Annotated in this window: 17 protein-coding genes and 1 tRNA gene; 11 read left to right on the plus strand and 7 right to left on the minus strand. The window is 62.7% G+C overall.

Going from position 1 to position 18,285, the window contains the following annotated elements:
- Positions 1 to 1,743 (plus strand): MFS transporter, encoded by a 1,743-nt coding sequence (locus tag V473_RS07025; RefSeq protein WP_066601915.1) that lies wholly within the window; start codon positions 1 to 3, stop codon positions 1,741 to 1,743.
- Between the two features lie 3 nt (positions 1,744 to 1,746).
- Here the strand turns inward: V473_RS07025 and V473_RS07030 are convergent, their stop codons facing one another.
- From V473_RS07030 to V473_RS07040, 3 genes are all read right to left on the minus strand, one after another.
- On the minus strand, positions 1,747 to 2,775 hold the full coding sequence (locus tag V473_RS07030; protein WP_066601918.1) for a FecR family protein: 1,029 nt from the start codon (positions 2,773 to 2,775) through the stop codon (positions 1,747 to 1,749).
- On the minus strand, positions 2,693 to 3,298 hold the full coding sequence (locus tag V473_RS07035) for a sigma-70 family RNA polymerase sigma factor (RefSeq protein WP_066601922.1): 606 nt from the start codon (positions 3,296 to 3,298) through the stop codon (positions 2,693 to 2,695). The genes V473_RS07030 and V473_RS07035 overlap by 83 nt, the downstream gene beginning before the upstream one ends.
- A gap of 211 nt (positions 3,299 to 3,509) precedes the next feature.
- Complete coding sequence (locus tag V473_RS07040; protein WP_066605257.1) at positions 3,510 to 3,707, minus strand: hypothetical protein; 198 nt, start codon at positions 3,705 to 3,707, stop codon at positions 3,510 to 3,512.
- 125 nt (positions 3,708 to 3,832) lie between these two features.
- Here V473_RS07040 and V473_RS07045 point away from each other — a divergent pair.
- The 6 genes from V473_RS07045 (at position 3,833) to V473_RS07070 (ending at position 11,777) form a co-directional block, all read left to right on the plus strand.
- Positions 3,833 to 3,917 (plus strand) — tRNA-Leu (locus V473_RS07045).
- A 59-nt stretch (positions 3,918 to 3,976) separates the two neighbouring features.
- A complete protein-coding gene (gene tig / locus V473_RS07050; RefSeq protein WP_066601925.1) occupies positions 3,977 to 5,572 on the plus strand; it encodes a trigger factor in 1,596 nt (531 codons plus the stop codon).
- A gap of 150 nt (positions 5,573 to 5,722) precedes the next feature.
- Entirely contained in the window at positions 5,723 to 6,712 is a 990-nt protein-coding gene (locus tag V473_RS07055; protein WP_066601927.1) for a glycosyltransferase family 2 protein, read from the plus strand.
- A gap of 89 nt (positions 6,713 to 6,801) precedes the next feature.
- The gene (clpP, locus tag V473_RS07060) at positions 6,802 to 7,437 is read left to right on the plus strand and encodes an ATP-dependent Clp endopeptidase proteolytic subunit ClpP (RefSeq protein WP_066601929.1); all 636 of its coding nucleotides are present in this window, start codon (positions 6,802 to 6,804) and stop codon (positions 7,435 to 7,437) included.
- Between the two features lie 140 nt (positions 7,438 to 7,577).
- Complete coding sequence (gene clpX, locus V473_RS07065) at positions 7,578 to 8,846, plus strand: ATP-dependent Clp protease ATP-binding subunit ClpX (RefSeq protein ID WP_066601934.1); 1,269 nt, start codon at positions 7,578 to 7,580, stop codon at positions 8,844 to 8,846.
- 369 nt (positions 8,847 to 9,215) lie between these two features.
- Positions 9,216 to 11,777, plus strand: coding sequence for a TonB-dependent receptor (locus V473_RS07070; RefSeq protein WP_066601935.1), 2,562 nt, complete (start codon positions 9,216 to 9,218; stop codon positions 11,775 to 11,777).
- Between the two features lie 151 nt (positions 11,778 to 11,928).
- Here the strand turns inward: V473_RS07070 and mtgA are convergent, their stop codons facing one another.
- Both mtgA and V473_RS07080 read right to left on the minus strand, forming a co-directional pair.
- Positions 11,929 to 12,624 carry a monofunctional biosynthetic peptidoglycan transglycosylase gene (mtgA, locus tag V473_RS07075; RefSeq protein ID WP_066601939.1) on the minus strand — a complete coding sequence of 232 codons (696 nt, stop codon included), beginning with the start codon at positions 12,622 to 12,624 and terminating at the stop codon, positions 11,929 to 11,931.
- Positions 12,625 to 12,657: 33 nt separating this feature from the next.
- Complete coding sequence (locus tag V473_RS07080; RefSeq protein WP_066601940.1) at positions 12,658 to 13,950, minus strand: MFS transporter; 1,293 nt, start codon at positions 13,948 to 13,950, stop codon at positions 12,658 to 12,660.
- A gap of 87 nt (positions 13,951 to 14,037) precedes the next feature.
- Here V473_RS07080 and V473_RS07085 point away from each other — a divergent pair, with 87 nt between their 5' ends.
- Together V473_RS07085 and V473_RS07090 are read left to right on the plus strand one after the other, a co-directional pair.
- On the plus strand, positions 14,038 to 14,601 hold the full coding sequence (locus tag V473_RS07085; RefSeq protein ID WP_066605259.1) for a TetR/AcrR family transcriptional regulator: 564 nt from the start codon (positions 14,038 to 14,040) through the stop codon (positions 14,599 to 14,601).
- A 14-nt stretch (positions 14,602 to 14,615) separates the two neighbouring features.
- A complete protein-coding gene (locus tag V473_RS07090) occupies positions 14,616 to 15,077 on the plus strand; it encodes a GNAT family N-acetyltransferase (RefSeq protein ID WP_244884345.1) in 462 nt (153 codons plus the stop codon).
- Positions 15,078 to 15,158: 81 nt separating this feature from the next.
- Here the strand turns inward: V473_RS07090 and rpoH are convergent, their stop codons facing one another.
- Positions 15,159 to 16,070 (minus strand): RNA polymerase sigma factor RpoH, encoded by a 912-nt coding sequence (gene rpoH / locus V473_RS07095; protein ID WP_066605261.1) that lies wholly within the window; start codon positions 16,068 to 16,070, stop codon positions 15,159 to 15,161.
- A gap of 76 nt (positions 16,071 to 16,146) precedes the next feature.
- Complete coding sequence (locus V473_RS07100) at positions 16,147 to 17,100, minus strand: RluA family pseudouridine synthase (RefSeq protein ID WP_066601945.1); 954 nt, start codon at positions 17,098 to 17,100, stop codon at positions 16,147 to 16,149.
- A gap of 17 nt (positions 17,101 to 17,117) precedes the next feature.
- On the opposite strand from V473_RS07100, the gene V473_RS07105 reads away from it, so the two are divergent.
- Together V473_RS07105 and V473_RS07110 are read left to right on the plus strand one after the other, a co-directional pair.
- Positions 17,118 to 17,519, plus strand: coding sequence for a M67 family metallopeptidase (locus V473_RS07105; RefSeq protein ID WP_066601948.1), 402 nt, complete (start codon positions 17,118 to 17,120; stop codon positions 17,517 to 17,519).
- Positions 17,520 to 17,616: 97 nt separating this feature from the next.
- Positions 17,617 to 18,273 carry a histidine phosphotransferase family protein gene (locus tag V473_RS07110; protein WP_066601950.1) on the plus strand — a complete coding sequence of 219 codons (657 nt, stop codon included), beginning with the start codon at positions 17,617 to 17,619 and terminating at the stop codon, positions 18,271 to 18,273.
- Positions 18,274 to 18,285: the final 12 nt, after the last annotated feature.

Genomic DNA, 18,285 nt, shown 5'->3' on the forward strand with positions numbered 1-18,285 from the left:
ATGGGGCAGGGGAGCCGCATCGTCAGCGCGCGCCGCCTGTTTTTGGCGGGCGCGATCGGGCTGGCGCTGTGGCTGGGCGCGACCTTCCTGTGGCACGTCACCTATCGGCAGGGGGTCAGCCTGGCGGTGATCCTGCTGCTGGATCAGGATTTCCCCGCGTTGCTCGGATCTCTGCTGCTGTTGGCGCTGGCCGCGCCTTGGGCGGAGGGGAAGGGGATCGCGCTTCCCCGGCCCACCGCCCGGATCGTCGTGCCGCTGATCGTCCTGCTCGGCATGGCGGCGTGGGCCGGCCATTATGCGCTGTTTCAGGATTACGCGATCAGCCGGGACGAAGAAGTCGCCCGCTTCGCCGCCGCCTACATGCGCGAAGGACTGTTCGCGCGCCCCATCCCGGTCGAGTGGGAACCCTATCGCCGGGCGATCATGCCCGAATTTTTCTCCCCTTTCGGCGCGGCGGATTATTGGACGGCGGCCTATCTGCCCGTGAACAGTGCGATCCAGGCGCTGTTCTGGCAATTGGGCGATCCCAACCTGGCTGGTCCCGCGCTTCTGATGGCGGGCCTGTTCGCGCTATGGCGGGTGGCGCTGCACCTGATGCCCGATCGCCCGGATGCGGTCTGGGTAACGGTGCTGCTCGGCTTCTCGTCCAGCCAACTCTGGGTCACGGCGATGACCCCCTATGCCATGACCGGCCATTTCGCGCTCAACATGGTCTGGCTGGCGTTGGTGCTGCGCGGCGGGGTGGTCGGTCATGTCGCCGCAGGCCTCGTCGCTCTGATCGCCGCCGGGCTGCACCAATGGCATTTCCCGCCCATCTTCATCGCCCCCTTCATCCTGTGGATGCTGCTGGCGCGGCGCTGGACCGTCGCGGCTTTCCATGCGCTGACATTGGCGGCGATCGTCATCATCTGGGCTAAACTCTGGCCCGGCTTCCTGATGCACGCTTTGGGCGCCCCCGCCGACGTCCGCCCCTCCGCCGGGGTCGCGGACAAGGTCGGCAGCCTGTTCCAGCGGCTGGGCGATCGCTGGCAGCCACTGGTGAATCTCACGCGCTATGTCGCCTGGAACAACATATTGATGGTCCCCCTGGCCATGCTCGGCATCGCCGCCATGCGCTGGCGCACGATGATCCGCGGGCAGGAAATCGCGCTGCCGCTGGCGCTGGGCTGCCTCGCCGGCAGCCTGCTCGCGCTGGCGCAAGGCTATGGCTGGGGATTCCGCTACGCCCATGGCTTCATCGGCCCCTTCTGCCTGCTCGCGGGCCTTGGTTGGGCGCGCTTCCGGCCGCAGCGGGCGTTACGGCCGCTGCTGATCGGTCTGGTCATCACCGGCCTCGCCAGCAGTTTTCTGGTGTGGCGCACCCATGTCTTCGTCGAACCCTACGCGGCCAGCCACCGGCTGATCGATTCGAGCGAGGCCGATGTCGTTCTGGTCGATCCGCGCGGCGGCCTTTACGTCACGGATCTGGTGCGGGGGCGCAACGGCGTGCCGGGCAAGCCGATGGTGATGAACCTGGGGATGCTTACGCTGGAGCAGGTCGATGCGCTGTGCGAGGCCTATGTCGTCCAACTGTTCGACCGCGCCGAATTTCGGCCCTTGGGCGTGCCGCTGGCGCGCTGGAACCTCGGCCGGATGGACGCGCTGCGCGCCCATATGAAGGAAGAAGGCTGCGACCGTCCGGTCCAGCCGCCGCTCCCCGATACATTCGAAGACGCCCTGAACGCCGCCGACAACGCGATGTAAGGCCTACAGCGCCGCGCTATTGTCCGCTGGCGCCGGGTCTTCGTCGCGATAGAGCAGCATCACCGATCCGTCCTCGCCATGCACCGCACGGATCGGCAGGCTCAGTTGCAGCGCCGAGAGAAACTCCCGGCTGTCGCTGGTGCGGAACCGGCCGCCGATGCGCAGCGACGACACGCGGGTATCGCCGATCAGGATCGGCGCGGCGCGATAGCGGTTGAACTCGCCCGCCGCCTGCTCGATCGTTTCGCCGTCCAGTTCGACCATCTGTTCGCGCCAGGCGGTGCGCTGGTCGATCAGCTTGGGGCCTAGCCGGGTCAGCGCGACGGTGCGCGGCTGGATCACCGCGCCGCTGCCGGCCGCGACCTTCTGCGCCGCGCCGCCGCCCGAATGGACGGTCACTATGCCCTGCGTCACCGTCAGTTCGACAAGGGACGGGCGCATCCGCACGTTGAAGGCGGTGCCGACCGCACGGATCAGCGCGGACCGGGCTTCGACATCGAACGGGCGCTTTCGGTCATGGGCAATGTCGAAGGACGCTTCGCCCTTGATGATGCGCACTTTGCGGCCATTCGATGTGAAGCGGACCTCCGCTTCGCTGTCGCTGTTCAGATGAAGAGTGGACCCGTCGTCCAGCGCGATGTCGCGATATTCGCCTATGCCCGTCTGATAGCGGTCGATGCCGCTGAAAGTACGGACTGTGACTATCGCGGCGACCAGGAAAAAGAGGACTGCGACGGCGGCGGCGATCATGATGTTGCGCGACAGGCGACGCTGCTGCTCTTCGCTGACAATTTCGGCGAGCGGCGGCAGGCTGATGTCGGCGGCGGCGCTCTTCAACCGCTCGGCGGCCTCCCACGCGGCTTCGGCGCGGGCAAAGGCTACGGCATGGCGCGGATCGCTCTCGATCCAGGCGCAAATCTCCGCTTCGTCCTCCGATGTGGGGGCGTTGTTAAGCTTGGCCAGCAGGCGCGCGGCTTGCGCCTCCATCGCGTCCCTGCCGCCGTTGCTCGAACCTGGTTCCGACGCCTGCACGCTCGAAGTCCGTTTCCTCACGTTCCGCCCAGGCCCGCATAACTATCGCGATGGCTTTGGCCAGATGTTTTTCAACAGTAGAAACGGACAGAGACATCTCGTCCGCTATTTCCAGCATCGATTTTTCGTGAATGCGGCGAAGAATGAATACGCGGCGGCATTGGGCGGGCAACGACTCGACAATGGCTTCGACTTGGCGCAGCGCTTCGCGGGCGTGAAGTTGCGCCTCGATATTATTCTCGCCGCCCAGCAATTCCAGGTCGGCAATGGTTTCGAAGCTGACCACCTTGTTGCGGCGGGCGGTGTCGATGACGAGGTTGCGGGCGATGGTGAACAGATAGGCGCGGCCCGTCGTCACATTCTCCCAATTTTCCGTAGCATAGGCGCGGGTCATCACCTCTGCGACCATATCCTCCAGCTCATGGGTGGATGGCAATATCCGGCGCAGGCGTCCACGCAAAGCGGCTTCCTGCGGGAGGATGACGGTCTTGAACCATTCCAGTTTAGCGCGAACCCGTTGCACGACGACCCCCTGTTTTTTTCAGCCGGGCCTCTCCGCTTTTCTTTTCTATGTCATATTTCAATCATGGATGCAGGGAGCTGTCCAGACGCAGGAACGTCATAATCAAGACGATCGACCAAAAAAGTTCCCGCCATGGCAATTTAATTGTGGATATGTTGCCGTGAGCGCACACGTATATCGCGCAATCTTTTGCTGGCGATGCGGTGACCGCTCAGTCGGGCGGCGGGGGCAATTCCATCGGCGCGCTGTCAGGTTGGTCATAATCGGGGCCGACCGGCGTGATTTCGTCAGGCTCGGTCATCGGCGTTTCATCGGGCGCATGGGGCGGGGGCATCTCGTCGGGCGACTGCGGCTGGATTGTGTCGGGCGGCGGAACCCCATCGGGTCCGGTATCGGGGCGGGTGGCCATCATTGTCTCTCCTGTGTAACGCATGAGCCCTACGTTCGGGCAGCATAAGCGGTTCCGCAGAGGCGCTCCACTATCCCTTGCCTCTTCTCACGCTTTTCTCTATGCCGCGCCGACCGGCGACCGATGCGGGCGTGGCGAAACTGGTAGACGCGCCAGATTTAGGTTCTGGTATCGCAAGATGTGGGGGTTCGAGTCCCTTCGCCCGCACCAGGATGCCGACCGTGGCAGCGCCACCGAAATTCAGCTGAAGAAAGCGTTTGAGAGAAGAGATGCAGACTGTCGAGACGTTGAACGAGGGCCTTAAGCGCGCCTACACCGTAACCATCACGTCGAAGGATATCGACGCCCGTGTCGACAAGGAAGTGAAGGCGATCGCACCGCAGGTGCGGATGCCCGGCTTCCGCGCCGGCAAGGTGCCCGCGAACCTCGTCAAGAAGATGCATGGTGAATCGCTGCAGCGTGACGCCCTCAACAATTCGATCCAGGAAAGCATCCAGAAGCTGATCGCCGATCAGAAGCTGCGTCCTGCCATGCAGCCGTCGGTCGAACTCGACGAAGGATTCGAATTCGGCAAGGATGCCGAAATCAAGGTCGCGCTGGAAGTGCTGCCCGACATCGCAGCGCCCAGCATCGAGGGCTTGAAGCTGGAGCGTCTGACCGTCGAAGTTGCCGACGCGCAGGTCGATGAGGCTGCCGGCCGCATAGCCACCCAGCAGGGCGCGCTCGAAGAACATGCCGCCAGCCACAAGGCGAAGGACGGCGATACGCTCAAGATCGATTTCGTCGGCAAGGTCGATGGCGAACCTTTCGAAGGCGGTTCCGCCGAGGGCGTCAATCTCAAGATCGGCGCGGGCCAGTTCATTCCCGGCTTCGAAGAGCAGTTGACCGGCGTCAAGAAGGGCGAGGAAAAGACCATCGAGGTCACCTTCCCGGAAGATTATGGCGCAGAGCATCTGGCCGGCAAGGCCGCGACCTTCGACATCACCGTCCAGGCTATCCTGAACGGCGACAAGCCCAAGCTGGACGACGAGTTCGCCAAGTCGCTGGGTCTGGAAGGCCTCGACAAGCTCAAGGAACTGCTCAAGGGGCAGATCGAGCAGGAACATAACGGCCTGACCCGCACCCATATGAAGCGCAAGCTGCTCGACCAGCTCGCTGCTGCTCATGATTTCGACGTGCCGCCCAGCATGGTGGAAGCCGAGTTCGAGCAGATCTGGCAGCAGCTTCAGCATGAAGCGACCCATGAGGAAGATCCGGCCGCCGCGATCGCCGAAATGGAAGCCGAGAAGGAAGATTATCGCGCGATCGCCGTGCGTCGCGTCCGCCTGGGCCTGCTCCTCTCGGAAATCGGCCAGGCCAATGGCGTGATCGTCAACGACCAGGAAATGAACCGCCTGATCATGCAGGCCGCGCAGCAATACGGCCCGCAGGACCGCGAGCGCTTCGTGCAATATGTGCGTCAGGACCCGATGGCCGCGGCCCAGCTGCGCGCGCCTCTCTATGAGGACAAGGTCGTCGACTTCCTGTTCGAAAAGGCGGAAGTCACCGATCGCGCCGTGACCAAGGAAGAGCTGGAAGCGGCTATCGAAGCCGAAGACGGCGACATCAAGCCCCATGTTCATGGTCCGAACTGTGGTCACGACCATGACGAGAAGCCCAAGGCCAAGAAGGCTGCGAAGAAGGGTGAGGCTGAAGCCGACGCTCCGGCCGCCGACGAAGCGCCGGCAGCCGAGGAAGCGCCCAAAAAAGCCGCACCCAAGAAGGCCGCCGCCAAGAAGGACGAAGCCGTAGCCGAAGACGCAACCGTTGAAGAGAAGCCCAAGAAGAAGGCTGCTCCCAAGAAGGCCGCCGCCAAGGCCGAGTAAGCCGTTCGACCCTATGGAATGAGCGCCCGCCTTCCTTGTGAAGCGCGGGCGCTTTTCATTTCGGGGCCGGCATGGCAGACGAAATATTAAGGATGATGTTCGATGCAGGCGGCATAGGGCAGCCAGCGTGGAACGGGGCAAGTCGCGACGATGAAGGAATATCCGCCAGTGAATCTCGCCGTGAATAGCGAAACGGCCATGGTGACTCCGCGCGTCGCGGTCATCCTGCCCTGCTACAACGAAGCCGGCGCGATCGTACAGACGGTGGAGGATTTTCGCCAAGCCTTGCCCGCCGCCGACATCTACGTGTTCGACAATAACAGCAGCGACGGCAGTCGCGACCTTGCCGCCCGGGCAGGGGCGATCGTGCGCCGCGTCGGCCAGCAGGGCAAGGGTCATGTCGTGCGCCGCATGTTCGCCGACGTCGATGCCGACATCTACATCATGGCCGATGGCGATGCGACCTATGAGGCCGCCGCCGCCCCCGCGATGATCGCCGCCATGTTGGAGGATAATCTCGACATGGTGGTCGGTTGCCGCCGGGAAGAGGCGGACGCCGCCTATCGTCGTGGCCATCGCTTCGGCAACTGGGCGCTCACCAGCCTCTTGAAGCAGCTTTTCGGCCGCAGCTTCACCGATATCCTGTCTGGCTACCGCGTCTTCTCCCGCCGCTTCGTCAAGAGCTTCCCGGTTCTGTCGGCCGGTTTCGAGATCGAGACGGAGATTAGCGTCCACGCGCTTGAACTCGCCATGCCGGTCGCCGAAGTGATGACCGCCTACGGCGCCCGTCCCGAAGGATCGGTCAGCAAGCTCAGCACCTATCGCGACGGGTTCCGTATCCTGCGGACCATCATCACCCTCTACCGCATCGAGCGGCCGGTCCTCTTCTTCGGCATTATCGCGACCTTCTTGGCGGCGCTGGGTCTTGGCCTCGCCGCGCCGCTGATCGTCACCTATCTCCACACCGGCCTGGTCCCGCGTTTCCCGACCGCGATCCTGGTGACCGGCCTCATGATCCTGGCCACTTTGTCGACCATGTGCGGCCTCATCCTAGACACCGTGGTCCGCGGCCGGCGGGAGGTGCGACGTCTCGCCTATCTCGCCTTCCGCGCGCCGTCCGACTTCGCCCGTCGCGACTGACCCCGCAACGCCAAGCGCCTTCCCCCTTGAACCATTCGCCTTTTGTGCCGATGTAGGGGTGGGCAAAAGCACCTGACTGAAAGAGTATAATGACCAACATCATGCATGATCCCATGGCCGCGCTGGTCCCCATCGTCATCGAACAGTCGAACCGCGGCGAGCGCAGCTTCGACATTTATTCGCGGCTTCTGCGGGAACGGATCATCTTCGTCACCGGCCAGGTCGAGGATCATATGGCCTCGCTGATCGTCGCCCAGCTCCTGTTCCTCGAATCGGAAAATCCGAAAAAGGACATATGGATGTACATCAACTCGCCCGGCGGCGTGGTGACGGCCGGCATGGCGATCCACGACACGATGAAATATATCCGTCCCCAGGTCGGCACCGTGTGCATCGGCCAGGCCGCTTCGATGGGCAGCTTCCTGCTCGCCGCGGGCGAACCGGGCAAGCGCATCGCGGCGGGCAATGCGCGCATCATGGTGCATCAGCCGTCCGGCGGCGCGCAGGGCATGGCGTCGGATATCGAGATCCAGGCCAAGGAAATCCTGCGGATTCGCCGTCGCCTGAACGACCTCTATGTCAAATATACCGGCCAGACGCTGGAAGCGGTGGAAAAGGCCATGGATCGCGACACTTTCCTCGAAGCGGACGAGGCGAAGGCCTTCGGTCTGGTCGACGAGGTGTTCGACCGCCGCCCTGCCGCGCCGGAATCTGCCGACGCTTAAAGACTATCTTTACCGGGTCGCGCCACTTTCTTCCCTTGTGGAACGAGCGCGCCCCGGTCTAATATGGCCTTTGGACCAGAAAATCCCTCACCGAACGCGGTTCTGGTGACTGTAGACCGGGGGGGAAGAGAGAATGGCGAATGACTAAGCTTACCGGTTCGGATTCGAAAAGCACGCTTTACTGCTCCTTCTGCGGCAAGTCGCAGCATGAGGTGCGTAAGCTGATCGCGGGGCCGACCGTGTTCATCTGCGACGAATGCGTGGAATTGTGCAACGACATCATCCGTGAGGAGACCAAGGGCGGTCTTGTCGGGCGGAAGGATGGCGGCGTGCCGACCCCGCAGGAAATCTGCGATGTGCTCGACGATTATGTGATCGGCCAGAAGCGCGCCAAGCGCGTCCTCTCGGTCGCGGTCCACAATCATTACAAGCGCCTCAACCACGGCTCCAAGCCGGGCGAGGTCGAACTGGCCAAATCCAACATCCTGCTCGTCGGGCCCACCGGTTGCGGCAAGACGCTGCTGGCGCAGACGCTGGCCAAGACCTTCGATGTGCCCTTCACCATGGCCGACGCGACGACCCTGACCGAAGCCGGCTATGTCGGTGAGGATGTGGAGAACATCATCCTGAAGCTGCTCCAGGCGTCGGATTACAACGTCGAAAAGGCGCAGCGCGGCATTGTCTATATCGACGAAATCGACAAGATCAGCCGCAAGGCGGAAAATCCCTCCATCACCCGCGACGTGTCGGGCGAAGGCGTGCAGCAGGCGCTGCTCAAGCTGATGGAAGGCACCACCGCCTCCGTCCCGCCGCAGGGTGGCCGCAAGCATCCGCAGCAGGAGTTCCTGCAGGTCGACACGACCAACATCCTGTTCATCTGTGGCGGCGCCTTTGCGGGCCTGGAAAAGATCATCGGCGACCGTCTGGAAGCCAAGTCGATCGGCTTCGGCGCCTATGTCGCCGCGCCCGAAGAGCGCAAGACTGGCGAACTGCTCAAGTCGAGCGAACCGGAAGATCTGCTCAAATTCGGCCTGATCCCCGAATTTGTCGGTCGTCTGCCCGTCATCGCGACGCTGGAGGATCTCGACGTTTCGGCGCTGGTGAAAATCCTGGGCGAACCGAAGAACGCGCTGGTCAAGCAATATGGCAAGCTGTTCGACATGGAGAATGTCGAACTGAGCTTCACCGATGACGCATTGGTGGCGATCGCGAAGAAGGCGATCGAGCGCAAGACCGGCGCGCGCGGCCTGCGTTCGATCCTCGAAGCGATCCTGCTCGACACCATGTTCGACCTGCCCTCGATGGAGGGCGTCGGTGAAGTGGTGGTCGACAAGGATGTCGTGGCGGGCACCAAGGAGCCGATTCGCGTGTTCAGCGAGAAGGAAAAGCGGGCCGAAGACGCGGCCTGATCCACACCCTTTTTTACCCGCTTTTTAAGGGGCCGGCGCGCGATCGCCGGCCCTTTTTCGTTACGCCAGCGTGCGCTGCACAAAAATTCTTGCTGCGTTGCAAAATTGCACCACCGTCAAACTATTGTGTGTTATCGGAATTTTATCACTAAACTTCAATAGTTTATGACCAAATGGCGCAGGTCCCAAAGCGCAGGCGAAAGGGGCAGGGGAGGATTGTGACAGTCCTGTTGGTGCATTGTAACAAAATTGCAATCGACGCATCACAGGGCCGTCGTCAGTAGCCGCCATGAGCGGCGCCGGCTTGAAAGAGCAGACTATTTGCAGGGGTGCGGCGACGCGCCACTCTTGAAAAGGGACAAGGGTCACATGAAAACATTTCTGATGGGCAGCGCCGCGTTGATCGCCGTCGCCGCCCCCTCCGCCGCCTTCGCGCAGTCGACCGGTTCGTCGGACTTCGAAGACAGCATCATCGTCACCGGCGCGCGCATCGACCAGGGCGTCGGCGGCGTCAAGATTCCCGACTCGCCCAAGGCGAAGGTCGTTCTGGGTCAGGAAATCATCCAGGCGCAGCGCCCCGGCCAGACGATCAACGAAATCATCAACCTGGTGCCGGGCGTCAGCTTCACCAATAACGATCCCTGGGGTTCGTCGGGCGGCAGCTTCACCATCCGCGGCTTCAGCTCGGACCGTATTTCGCAGACCTTCGACGGTATTCCGCTCAACGATTCGGGCAACTATGCGATCTACACCAACCAGCAGGTCGATGCCGAACTGATCCAGAACGTCAACGTCAACCTGGGTTCGACCGACGTGGACAGCCCGACGGCGGCGGCCGTTGGCGGCACCGTCAACATCCAGACAATGGAACCGAGCGACGAATATGGCGTCCTGGCCAGCGTCAGCTACGGCAATATCCTCGCCGATGGTTCGGGCGATCGCCCCTATTTCCGCATGTTCGGCGTCGTCAATACCGGCGACCTGACCGGCCATGGCACCAAGGCCTGGTTCTCGGCGTCGCGCCTGAAGAACGACGCGGCCTTCGCCAACTATGGGAAGGTCTACAAGCAGCAATATAACGCCAAACTCTGGCAGGACATCGGCGACAATGGCGATTTCATCTCGATCGCCGGTCACTACAATCAGAACCGCAACAATTTCGGCGGTTCGCCGCTGCGCGCCAGCGCCTTCACTGGCAACAAATCCGGCCGTTTCTACGACATCGCCGGCGGTTATCCCTGCAACGTCAGCCAGACCAGCACGCCCAACAGCTGCGGCACCGATTTCGAGCGTCGTTTCAACCCGTCGAACACCGGCAACGTCCGCCTGAACTCGAAGTTCACCCTGACCGATCGCCTGACCTTCTCGGTCGATGGCGCTTATCAGTGGGTGAAGGCGAATGGCGGCGGCACCACGGGCGCCAACGAAACGCTCTTCACGGACGCGACCGGTTTCTCCGGCACCGGCAACTATAATGGCAGCTTCTATTTCGGTCGGGATCTGAACGGCGACGGCGTGCTTGGCCGCGTGACCGTGCTGCAGCCCAGCCAGACCAACACCCGCCGCTGGGTCGGCATCGCCAACCTCGCTTATGAGATCAGCGATGCGCATCGCGTCCGCCTGTCTTATTCCTACGACCGTGCGCGTCACCGCCAGACCGGCGCTGCCGGCTTCCTGGATCAGGGCGGCACGCCGTTCGACGTGTTCCCGATCAACGATCCGATCGCTGACGCGGCTGGCAACGTCCTGCAAAAGCGTGATCGCAAGTCGATCGCCGAACTGAACCAGGTCGCAGCTGAATATCGCGGCCAGTTCTTCCAGGACCAGTTGACTGTCCTGATCGGTGGCCGTCTGCCCTTCTTCAAGCGTGAGCTGAACCAGAACTGCTTCACCACCAGTTCAGGCGGCTTCGTCAACTGCGTCCCCACCGACCAGATTGCCGACTATATCGCGACCCACCCCTACAGCTACGACGAGACCACTGGCCGGGCGACGGGTTCCGCCCTGCCGCAGGCGCGCAAGCTGAAATATGACAAATTCCTGCCCAACGTCGGCGCGACCTTCAAGATCACGCCGGAAATCAGCATCGCGGGCAGCTATGCCAAGAACATCTCGGTGCCCAGCACCGACGCGCTCTACAATGCGTTCGTCTTCCCGGCGGACAGCGACTCGGCCTACCGCGTCGCCGAAACGTCGGACAGCTTCGACGCCAGCATCCGCTACAATTCATCGAAGGTGCAGGCGGCGATCACCGGCTGGTATTCGAAGTATAAGAACCGCCTCGTGACTGCCTATGACATTGACGGCAACGGCACCGACACGAACCTTGGGCCGGTGAAGAAATATGGCGTCGACGCCAGCATTTCCTACAGCCCGGTCAAGGAAATCACCGCCTACTTGTTCGGATCCTACATCAAGTCGGAAATCCAGAATGATGCCATCACCACGACCAGCGCGTGTGACGCGGCCACCGATGAATTCGTCAAGGCTGGACTGTGCTATGTGTCGGATGGAGTCACCTATCTGCGTACGGCCGGTAAGCGCGAGCGCGGTGCACCGAAATATCTTTTCGGTGGCCGTTTGCAGGGTAATCTGGGCGACTTCACCTTGGGCGTGCAGGCAAAGAAGACCAGCTCGCGTTATCTGAACGACGTTAACGGTGAAGTCGTTTTCAATGCTGATGGCACGCTTCAGAGCGCTGCCGGAGCGAAGTTCGGCGCCTACACCATCGTCGATCTGGACCTGCGCTACTCGCTCGCCAGCCTCGGCATGGAAAAGGGCGCGATCCAGCTGAACGTCAGCAACCTGTTCGACAAATTCTATGTCGGCTCATTCAGCGGCGGTCTGGACACGCTCGCCAGTTCTTCGTCGGCCTTCGTGAACTTCGGTTCGCCGCGTGCGATCAGCGCCTCGCTGATCGTCGGCTTCTAAAAGCCGCAGCGACACCGCAAACAGAAAAAGGCGGGGAGCAATCCCCGCCCTTTTTCTATGCTTATAAACGGCCTTCGCGTTTTCCGATAGGACCAACCCGGCGTAACTTTATGTAGAAGCCGGCGCGAAATATGCGAAATTACGGGATGCTTTACCGCAGGCAGCTATCCAGCCCGTCCCGCTGCACCACGCCGATCCGCGCCGTGATCGTGTTGCCATAGCGCCGCGTGAAGCCGCTTGGCGCCACCGCCGCGCGCTTCTTGGGCAGCGGCAGCACCGCGGCGATGCGCCCGGCTTCCGCCTTGCTCAGCTTGCCCGCGCCATGGTGGAAATAACGGACCGCTCCAGCTTGCACGCCATAGGTGCCAATCCCCGTCTCCGCGACGTTCAGATAGACTTCCATGATCCGCTGCTTGCCCCACATCGCCTCGATCAATACGGTGAACCAGGCCTCCAGCCCCTTGCGCACGAAGCCGCCGCCCTGCCACAGGAAGACATTCTTGGCGGTCTGCTGGCTGATGGTCGATCCGCCGCGGATGCGGCCGCCGCTGGCGTTATGGATCGCCGCCTTGGCGATCGCGTCCACATCGAAGCCGTGATGGCTGCAAAACTTCCCATCTTCCCCCGCAATCGCCGCCCGCGCCATGTCCGGGTCGATCGCGTCCAGCGATGTCCAGTCCTTGGTGATCCCATTGGGGTCGAACAGCATCGTCAGCGTCACCGGCGGCGGCACGAAGCGATAGATCGCCACCATCAGCAGCGACAGGGCGATGAAGCCGAACAATATCTTGATCGGGATGATGATCCAGCGGGAACGGCGGCGGTGCGATGCGATGGGTGCGGTCATGCCGCCTGTCGTAGCGCGGTCCACTTCCCCGGTTCAAGCGGTCGCGAACGTCTCCCGCCTTTGGTCGCGATTGATGAGCAGAACCAGCCCCGCACCGATCAGGCACAATATGCCCGCGCCGATGAACGCCGGCATGTAACTGAGCCACAGGGTTCGGGCAAGTCCGCCGCCCAGCGCCGCGCTGGCCGCGCCCAGTTGATGCCCCGCGAATATCCAGCCAAAGACGATATTCGCCCGCTCCGCCCCGAAACGCTGCGCCGTAAGCTTCACCGTCGGCGGCACCGTCGCGACCCAGTCGAGGCCGTAGAAGATTGCGAAGATCGACAGGCTGTAGAGCGAAAAGTCGCTGAAGGGCAGATAGAGCAGCGAAAGCCCGCGCAGCCCATAATAGCAGAAGAGCAGCCATCGATTGTCGAACCGGTCGGACAGCCAGCCCGACGCCAGCGTCCCGCCGAAATCGAACAATCCCATCATCGCCAGCATCGACGCCGCGCCGACCGCCGCCAGCCCGTAATCGCCGCACAATGCGATGAAATGGGTCTGCACCAATCCATTGGTGCTCGCCCCGCAAATATAGAAGGAGAAGAAGAGGATCCAGAAGGTCGGCGCCTTCGCCGCGTCGCGCAGCACGGTCAGCGGGGTCATCAGCAGCGCGCCGAAGCTGGCGGGCTGGGGAGGCGCAGGCTGGACATGCGTTTCGCCATAGGGCGCCAGCTCCAGATCAGCGGGCCGGTCGCGCATCAGCAGCAGCACGACGACCGCCGCCACGACGAACGCGCCGCACACCAGCAACATTGCCGCGCGCCAGCCATGACTTTCGGTCAGGCTCGCAAGCAGCGGCAGAAAGGCGAGCTGCCCGGTCGCCGTGCTGGCCGACAACAGCCCCATGACAAGGCCGCGCCGCTGCCCGAACCAGCGCGTCGCAACCGTGGCGCCCAGCACCATCGCCGTCAGGCCGGTCCCTATGCCGATCACCACGCCCCACAGCAGCACCAGTTGCCACAACTGCGTCATGCCCAGCGACAGCAACATCCCGCCAATGACGATCGACAGCGAAATCAACATCATGCGCCGCACGCCGAAGCGGTTCATGAAGGCGGCGGCGAACGGCCCCATGCCGCCGAACAGCAGGAACCGTATCGCGAGCGCGCCGCTGATATCCGCCGCGCTCCAGCCGAACTCCTTTTGCAACGGCACGATCAGGACGCCGGGCGCCCCGACCGCGCCGGCCACGACCAGCATGGTGAGAAAAGTCGTGCCGGCGACTGCCCAGCCATAATGAATGTTGCGCGCAGCCAAGCGGTGCGCAAACAGGGTCGACAGCATCAGCTTTCCCTTCGGGTCCCGTTCGGACTGGCGTTAAATGATAGACATCATATATAAGGTCAAGAGGCCAGTCGAAGGATGCAGGATATGAAGGTCAGCCGCGATCAGGCTGCGCGGAATCGGGAAAAGGTGGTCGATGCCGCATCGCGCCTGTTTCGTGCCCGCGGCTTAGAGGGGGTTGGCATTGGGGAGGTGATGCGCGAATGCGGCCTCACCCATGGCGGCTTCTACAATCAGTTCAACTCGAAAGAGGCGCTGGCGGCCGAAGCCTGCGCCGCGTCGCTGGCTACCAGCGCCCAGCGTTGGCGGGGGCTGGCGGAGGCGGCCGGGCAGGGCGATGCGCCCGCAGCGATCGCCGACAATTATCTCAGCCCCCGCAATCGCGACGCGCCGGAAACCGGCTGCGCCCTCGTCGCCCTTGCGCCGGACGCCGCGCGGCGCGGCGGCGATCTCGCTCATGCCTTTTGTCACGGATTTGAAGAACTGGCCGCCATCCTCGAACAGGCCGGGCCGGAGATGAACCGGCAGGACGCCCTGGCGCGTATGGCGCAGATGGTCGGAGCCATGGCGCTGGCGCGCGGCGTGGGCGATCCGGTGCTGTCGGACGAGATATTGGCCGCGACCCGCCACGCATTGGGTCTGTCCGCATGAGTCCCTGGCGACCGATGCGATGGCCCGATATTCCGGCGGTTGCGGCAATCTCCGACGCGGTGCACGGCGCCTATACCGAACATGCCGACATCTACGCTGAACGTCTGCAACTCTACCCGGCGGGATGCTGGACGCTGGAGCGTGCCGGGGAAGCGGTGGGTTATCTCATCAGCCATCCTTGGCAGGACGATCATTCGCCAGCGCTCAATGCCCCCATCCTCGCCATTCCTGCGAAGGCTGATCGCTATTATCTTCACGACCTGGCGCTCCTGCCACAGGCGCGCGGTGCCGGCGCGGCGGCGCAGGCGGTACAGTTGGTCCTCGATCAGGCGGATAGCGCGGGATTCGCGCGCATCACGCTGACCGCCGTCAACGGCGCTGACGCCTTCTGGCGGAAACAGGGCTTCCTGCCTGTGAACGACGGAGCGGGCTATGGCGAGGACAGCCTCGCCATGGAACGGACGATATCCCAATGATCCGCCGCCCCGCTGCCAGCAGGAGGCACAAAAAAGCCCCGGATCGCTCCGGGGCTTCTTGGTTTCACTCTGATCGCACGATCAGGCCAGGGCGAACCGCGCCATCTTTCCCAGCTTGTCGCCGGCGATGCGCATCATCGCCTTTTGCAGCTTTTCGAAGGCGCGAACCTCAATCTGGCGAACGCGCTCGCGCGACACGCCATAAACCTGGGACAGTTCTTCCAGCGTCTTGGGCTCTTCCGCCAGACGACGTTCGGCCAGGATATGCTTCTCGCGGTCGTTGAGGTCGGTCATCGCCTCCACCAGCATCTCATGCCGCTGGGTGCGCTCCTGCTCTTCCGCGACGCGCTCGTCCTGCAAAGGGTCGTTGTCCTGCAACCAATCCTGCCACTGACCTTCGCCATCTTCGCGCATCGGGACGTTCAGCGACGTGTCGCCGCCCATCGCCATCCGACGGTTCATGGACACGACATCCTGCTCGCTGACGCCCAGGTCGGTCGCGATCTTGGTCACATCTTCGGGTCGCAGGTCGCCATCCTCGAACGCTTCGATATTGTTCTTCATGCGACGCAGGTTGAAAAACAGCTTCTTCTGCGACGCGGTGGTGCCCATCTTGACCAGCGACCAGCTACGCAGGATGAATTCCTGGATCGATGCCCGGATCCACCACATGGCATAGGTCGCCAGGCGGAAACCGCGTTCGGCCTCGAATTTCTTAACGCCCTGCATCAGGCCGATATTGCCTTCGGAAATCAGCTCGCTGACCGGCAGGCCATAGCCGCGATAGCCCATCGCGATCTTCGCCACCAGGCGCAGATGCGATGTCACCAACTGGGCTGCGGCCTCAGGGTCCTGATGCTCCTCATAACGCTTGGCGAGCATATATTCCTGCTCAGGCGTCAACAGCGGAAACTTGCGGATTTCCGACAGATAGCGGTTGAGGCTGGCTTCACCGCCCAGCGCCGGAACCGCGGGGACATTGCTCTTGGCCATGTCGTCACCTTTCCCTTTCATTGCGCGGCGGGACCCAGAAGAGGCGTCACAGGCGCCGTCGCAAATTTGTTAATCTCTATACGTGGAGCTGGCTTAACAGTTCCTGCATGTCGGTGGGCAGTGCACTTTGGAACATAAGCCGTTCGCTCGTTACCGGATGTATGAACCCCAGGCTTTTGGCGTGCAATGCCTGCCTTTTGAAACCCAGCGTTTCCAGTATTGATTTGAAACCTTTTCTTTCCCTACCGTAAACCGGGTCACCGATCAAGGGGTGGCCGATATGGTGCATATGCACGCGAACCTGATGCGTGCGGCCGGTTTCCAGCTTGCATTCCACCAGCGCTGCGTCGCGCAATCTCTGTGTCGTGCGATAATGGGTAACGGCGTGCTTGCCGCGTCCTTCCCGATGAACCGCCATCTTCTTTCGATCAGCGTCGGATCGGCCGATCCAGGTATCGACCGTCCCGGCCGCCGGATTGGGCACGGCATAGACGATAGCGGCATAAAGCCGATCGATGCTGTGATCCTTGAACTGGCGGGCCAGCCCCTCATGCGCTTTGTCCGACTTGGCGACCACCAGCAGACCGGACGTATCCTTGTCGATGCGATGTACGATGCCGGGCCGGGCGAATCCGCCGATACCGGACAGGCGCCCCTCGCAATGATGCAGCAGCGCGTTGACCAGCGTGCCGTCCAGATTGCCGGCGGCGGGATGGACGACCAACCCTGCGGGTTTGTCGACGACAATCAGGTCGGCGTCTTCATGGACGATGGTCAGCGGAATATCCTGCGCCACCGTATCCAGCGGCGCAGGCGGCGGCAGGGTGATGGTGAACATCTGCCCGGCCGCGACCTTCATCGACACGCTGATCTTGCCGACGTTGGCGGACTGCACCTGTCCCTCGCCGATCAGGCCCTTCAGCCGCTCGCGCGACAGGTCGGGCAAAAGGTCCGCCAGCGCACGATCGAGGCGCCAGCCTTGCTGCGCTTCGCCAATGGCTGCTTCGATGATGGAAACCCCCGGACCCATTGGCTAGAGATGTAGGAATGCGGGTCGAAATTTCAAGGATTCTGTTGGAACGGATCATGGCCCTGGCGGCCGGTGATGTTCATGAGGTGTGCGGCCTTTTGCTGGGCTCCGATGACCGGATCGAGGCGATCGCGCCCGCGGTCAATGTGGCGCCCGATCCCGCGCGCCATTTCGAACTGGACCCAGCGACCCTGATCGCCGCGCATCGGGCGGCGCGATCGGGTGGGCCCAAGATCATTGGCCATTATCATTCGCATCCATCGGGCGTCGCCGCGCCTTCCGCGACCGATGCGGCCTGCGCGGCGCCCGATGGAAATTTATGGCTGATCGTCGGGGCGGGGGACGCGACTATATGGCGGGCAGGGCCGGGGACGGCGGTTAACGTCCATTTCACCAAAATGCATCTCGACAGTCGGTGAGCGAAAGGCGGCCAGCCGGGCTTGCATCGGCGCGCGGCGCGGCGCATTAGCCAAAGACCCGCTTATTTCCTCCACAATCCGGTGACCCAGACCTCGCATGACCAACCCGACCGACAGCATCGAATTTGCCAGCCTGCTTTGTTCGCGCCTGTGCCATGACCTGCTGAGCCCCGTCGGCGCGCTCAACAATGGTCTGGAGCTGATGGCGGATGAAACCGACCCGGAAATGCGCCAGCGTTGCCTGGACCTGCTGGGCGACAGCGCCCGCACTTCGGCGAACAAACTGAAATTCTTCCGCCTCGCCTTCGGCTCCGCTGGCGGCTTTGGCGACGCCGTGCCGCCGCATGAGGCGAAGGTGGCGATCGAAGGCATGTTTGCGACCACGGGCCGGGTCAAAGTCGGTTGGCTGGTCGAAGAACAGATGCTCGACAAACTGGCGGCCAAAATCTTGCTTAACCTGGCGCTGATCGCCGGCGACGCGCTGGTGCGTGGCGGGCAGTTGGATATCGGCGCGGAAAAGCGGCCGGGCCTGACCGAGATCGTTGTGCGCGGCGAAGGCCCCAAGGTCGTGCTCGACCCGGACCTGCGGGCCGCGCTGGCCGGCACCCTGCCGATCGAAGGGCTGGCCTCCCGCACCGCCGCCGCCTGGATGATACGCCAGATGGTGGCCGAATCGGGCGGCGAGATCGCCCTGTCGCCGCCGGGCGAGCCCGTACTGCTGTTCGGTGCGTCGATCCCCGATCGTACGCGATAATCGCGTACAACT

Source organism: Sphingobium cupriresistens LL01, from assembly GCF_001046645.1.
GTDB lineage: Bacteria > Pseudomonadota > Alphaproteobacteria > Sphingomonadales > Sphingomonadaceae > Sphingobium > Sphingobium cupriresistens.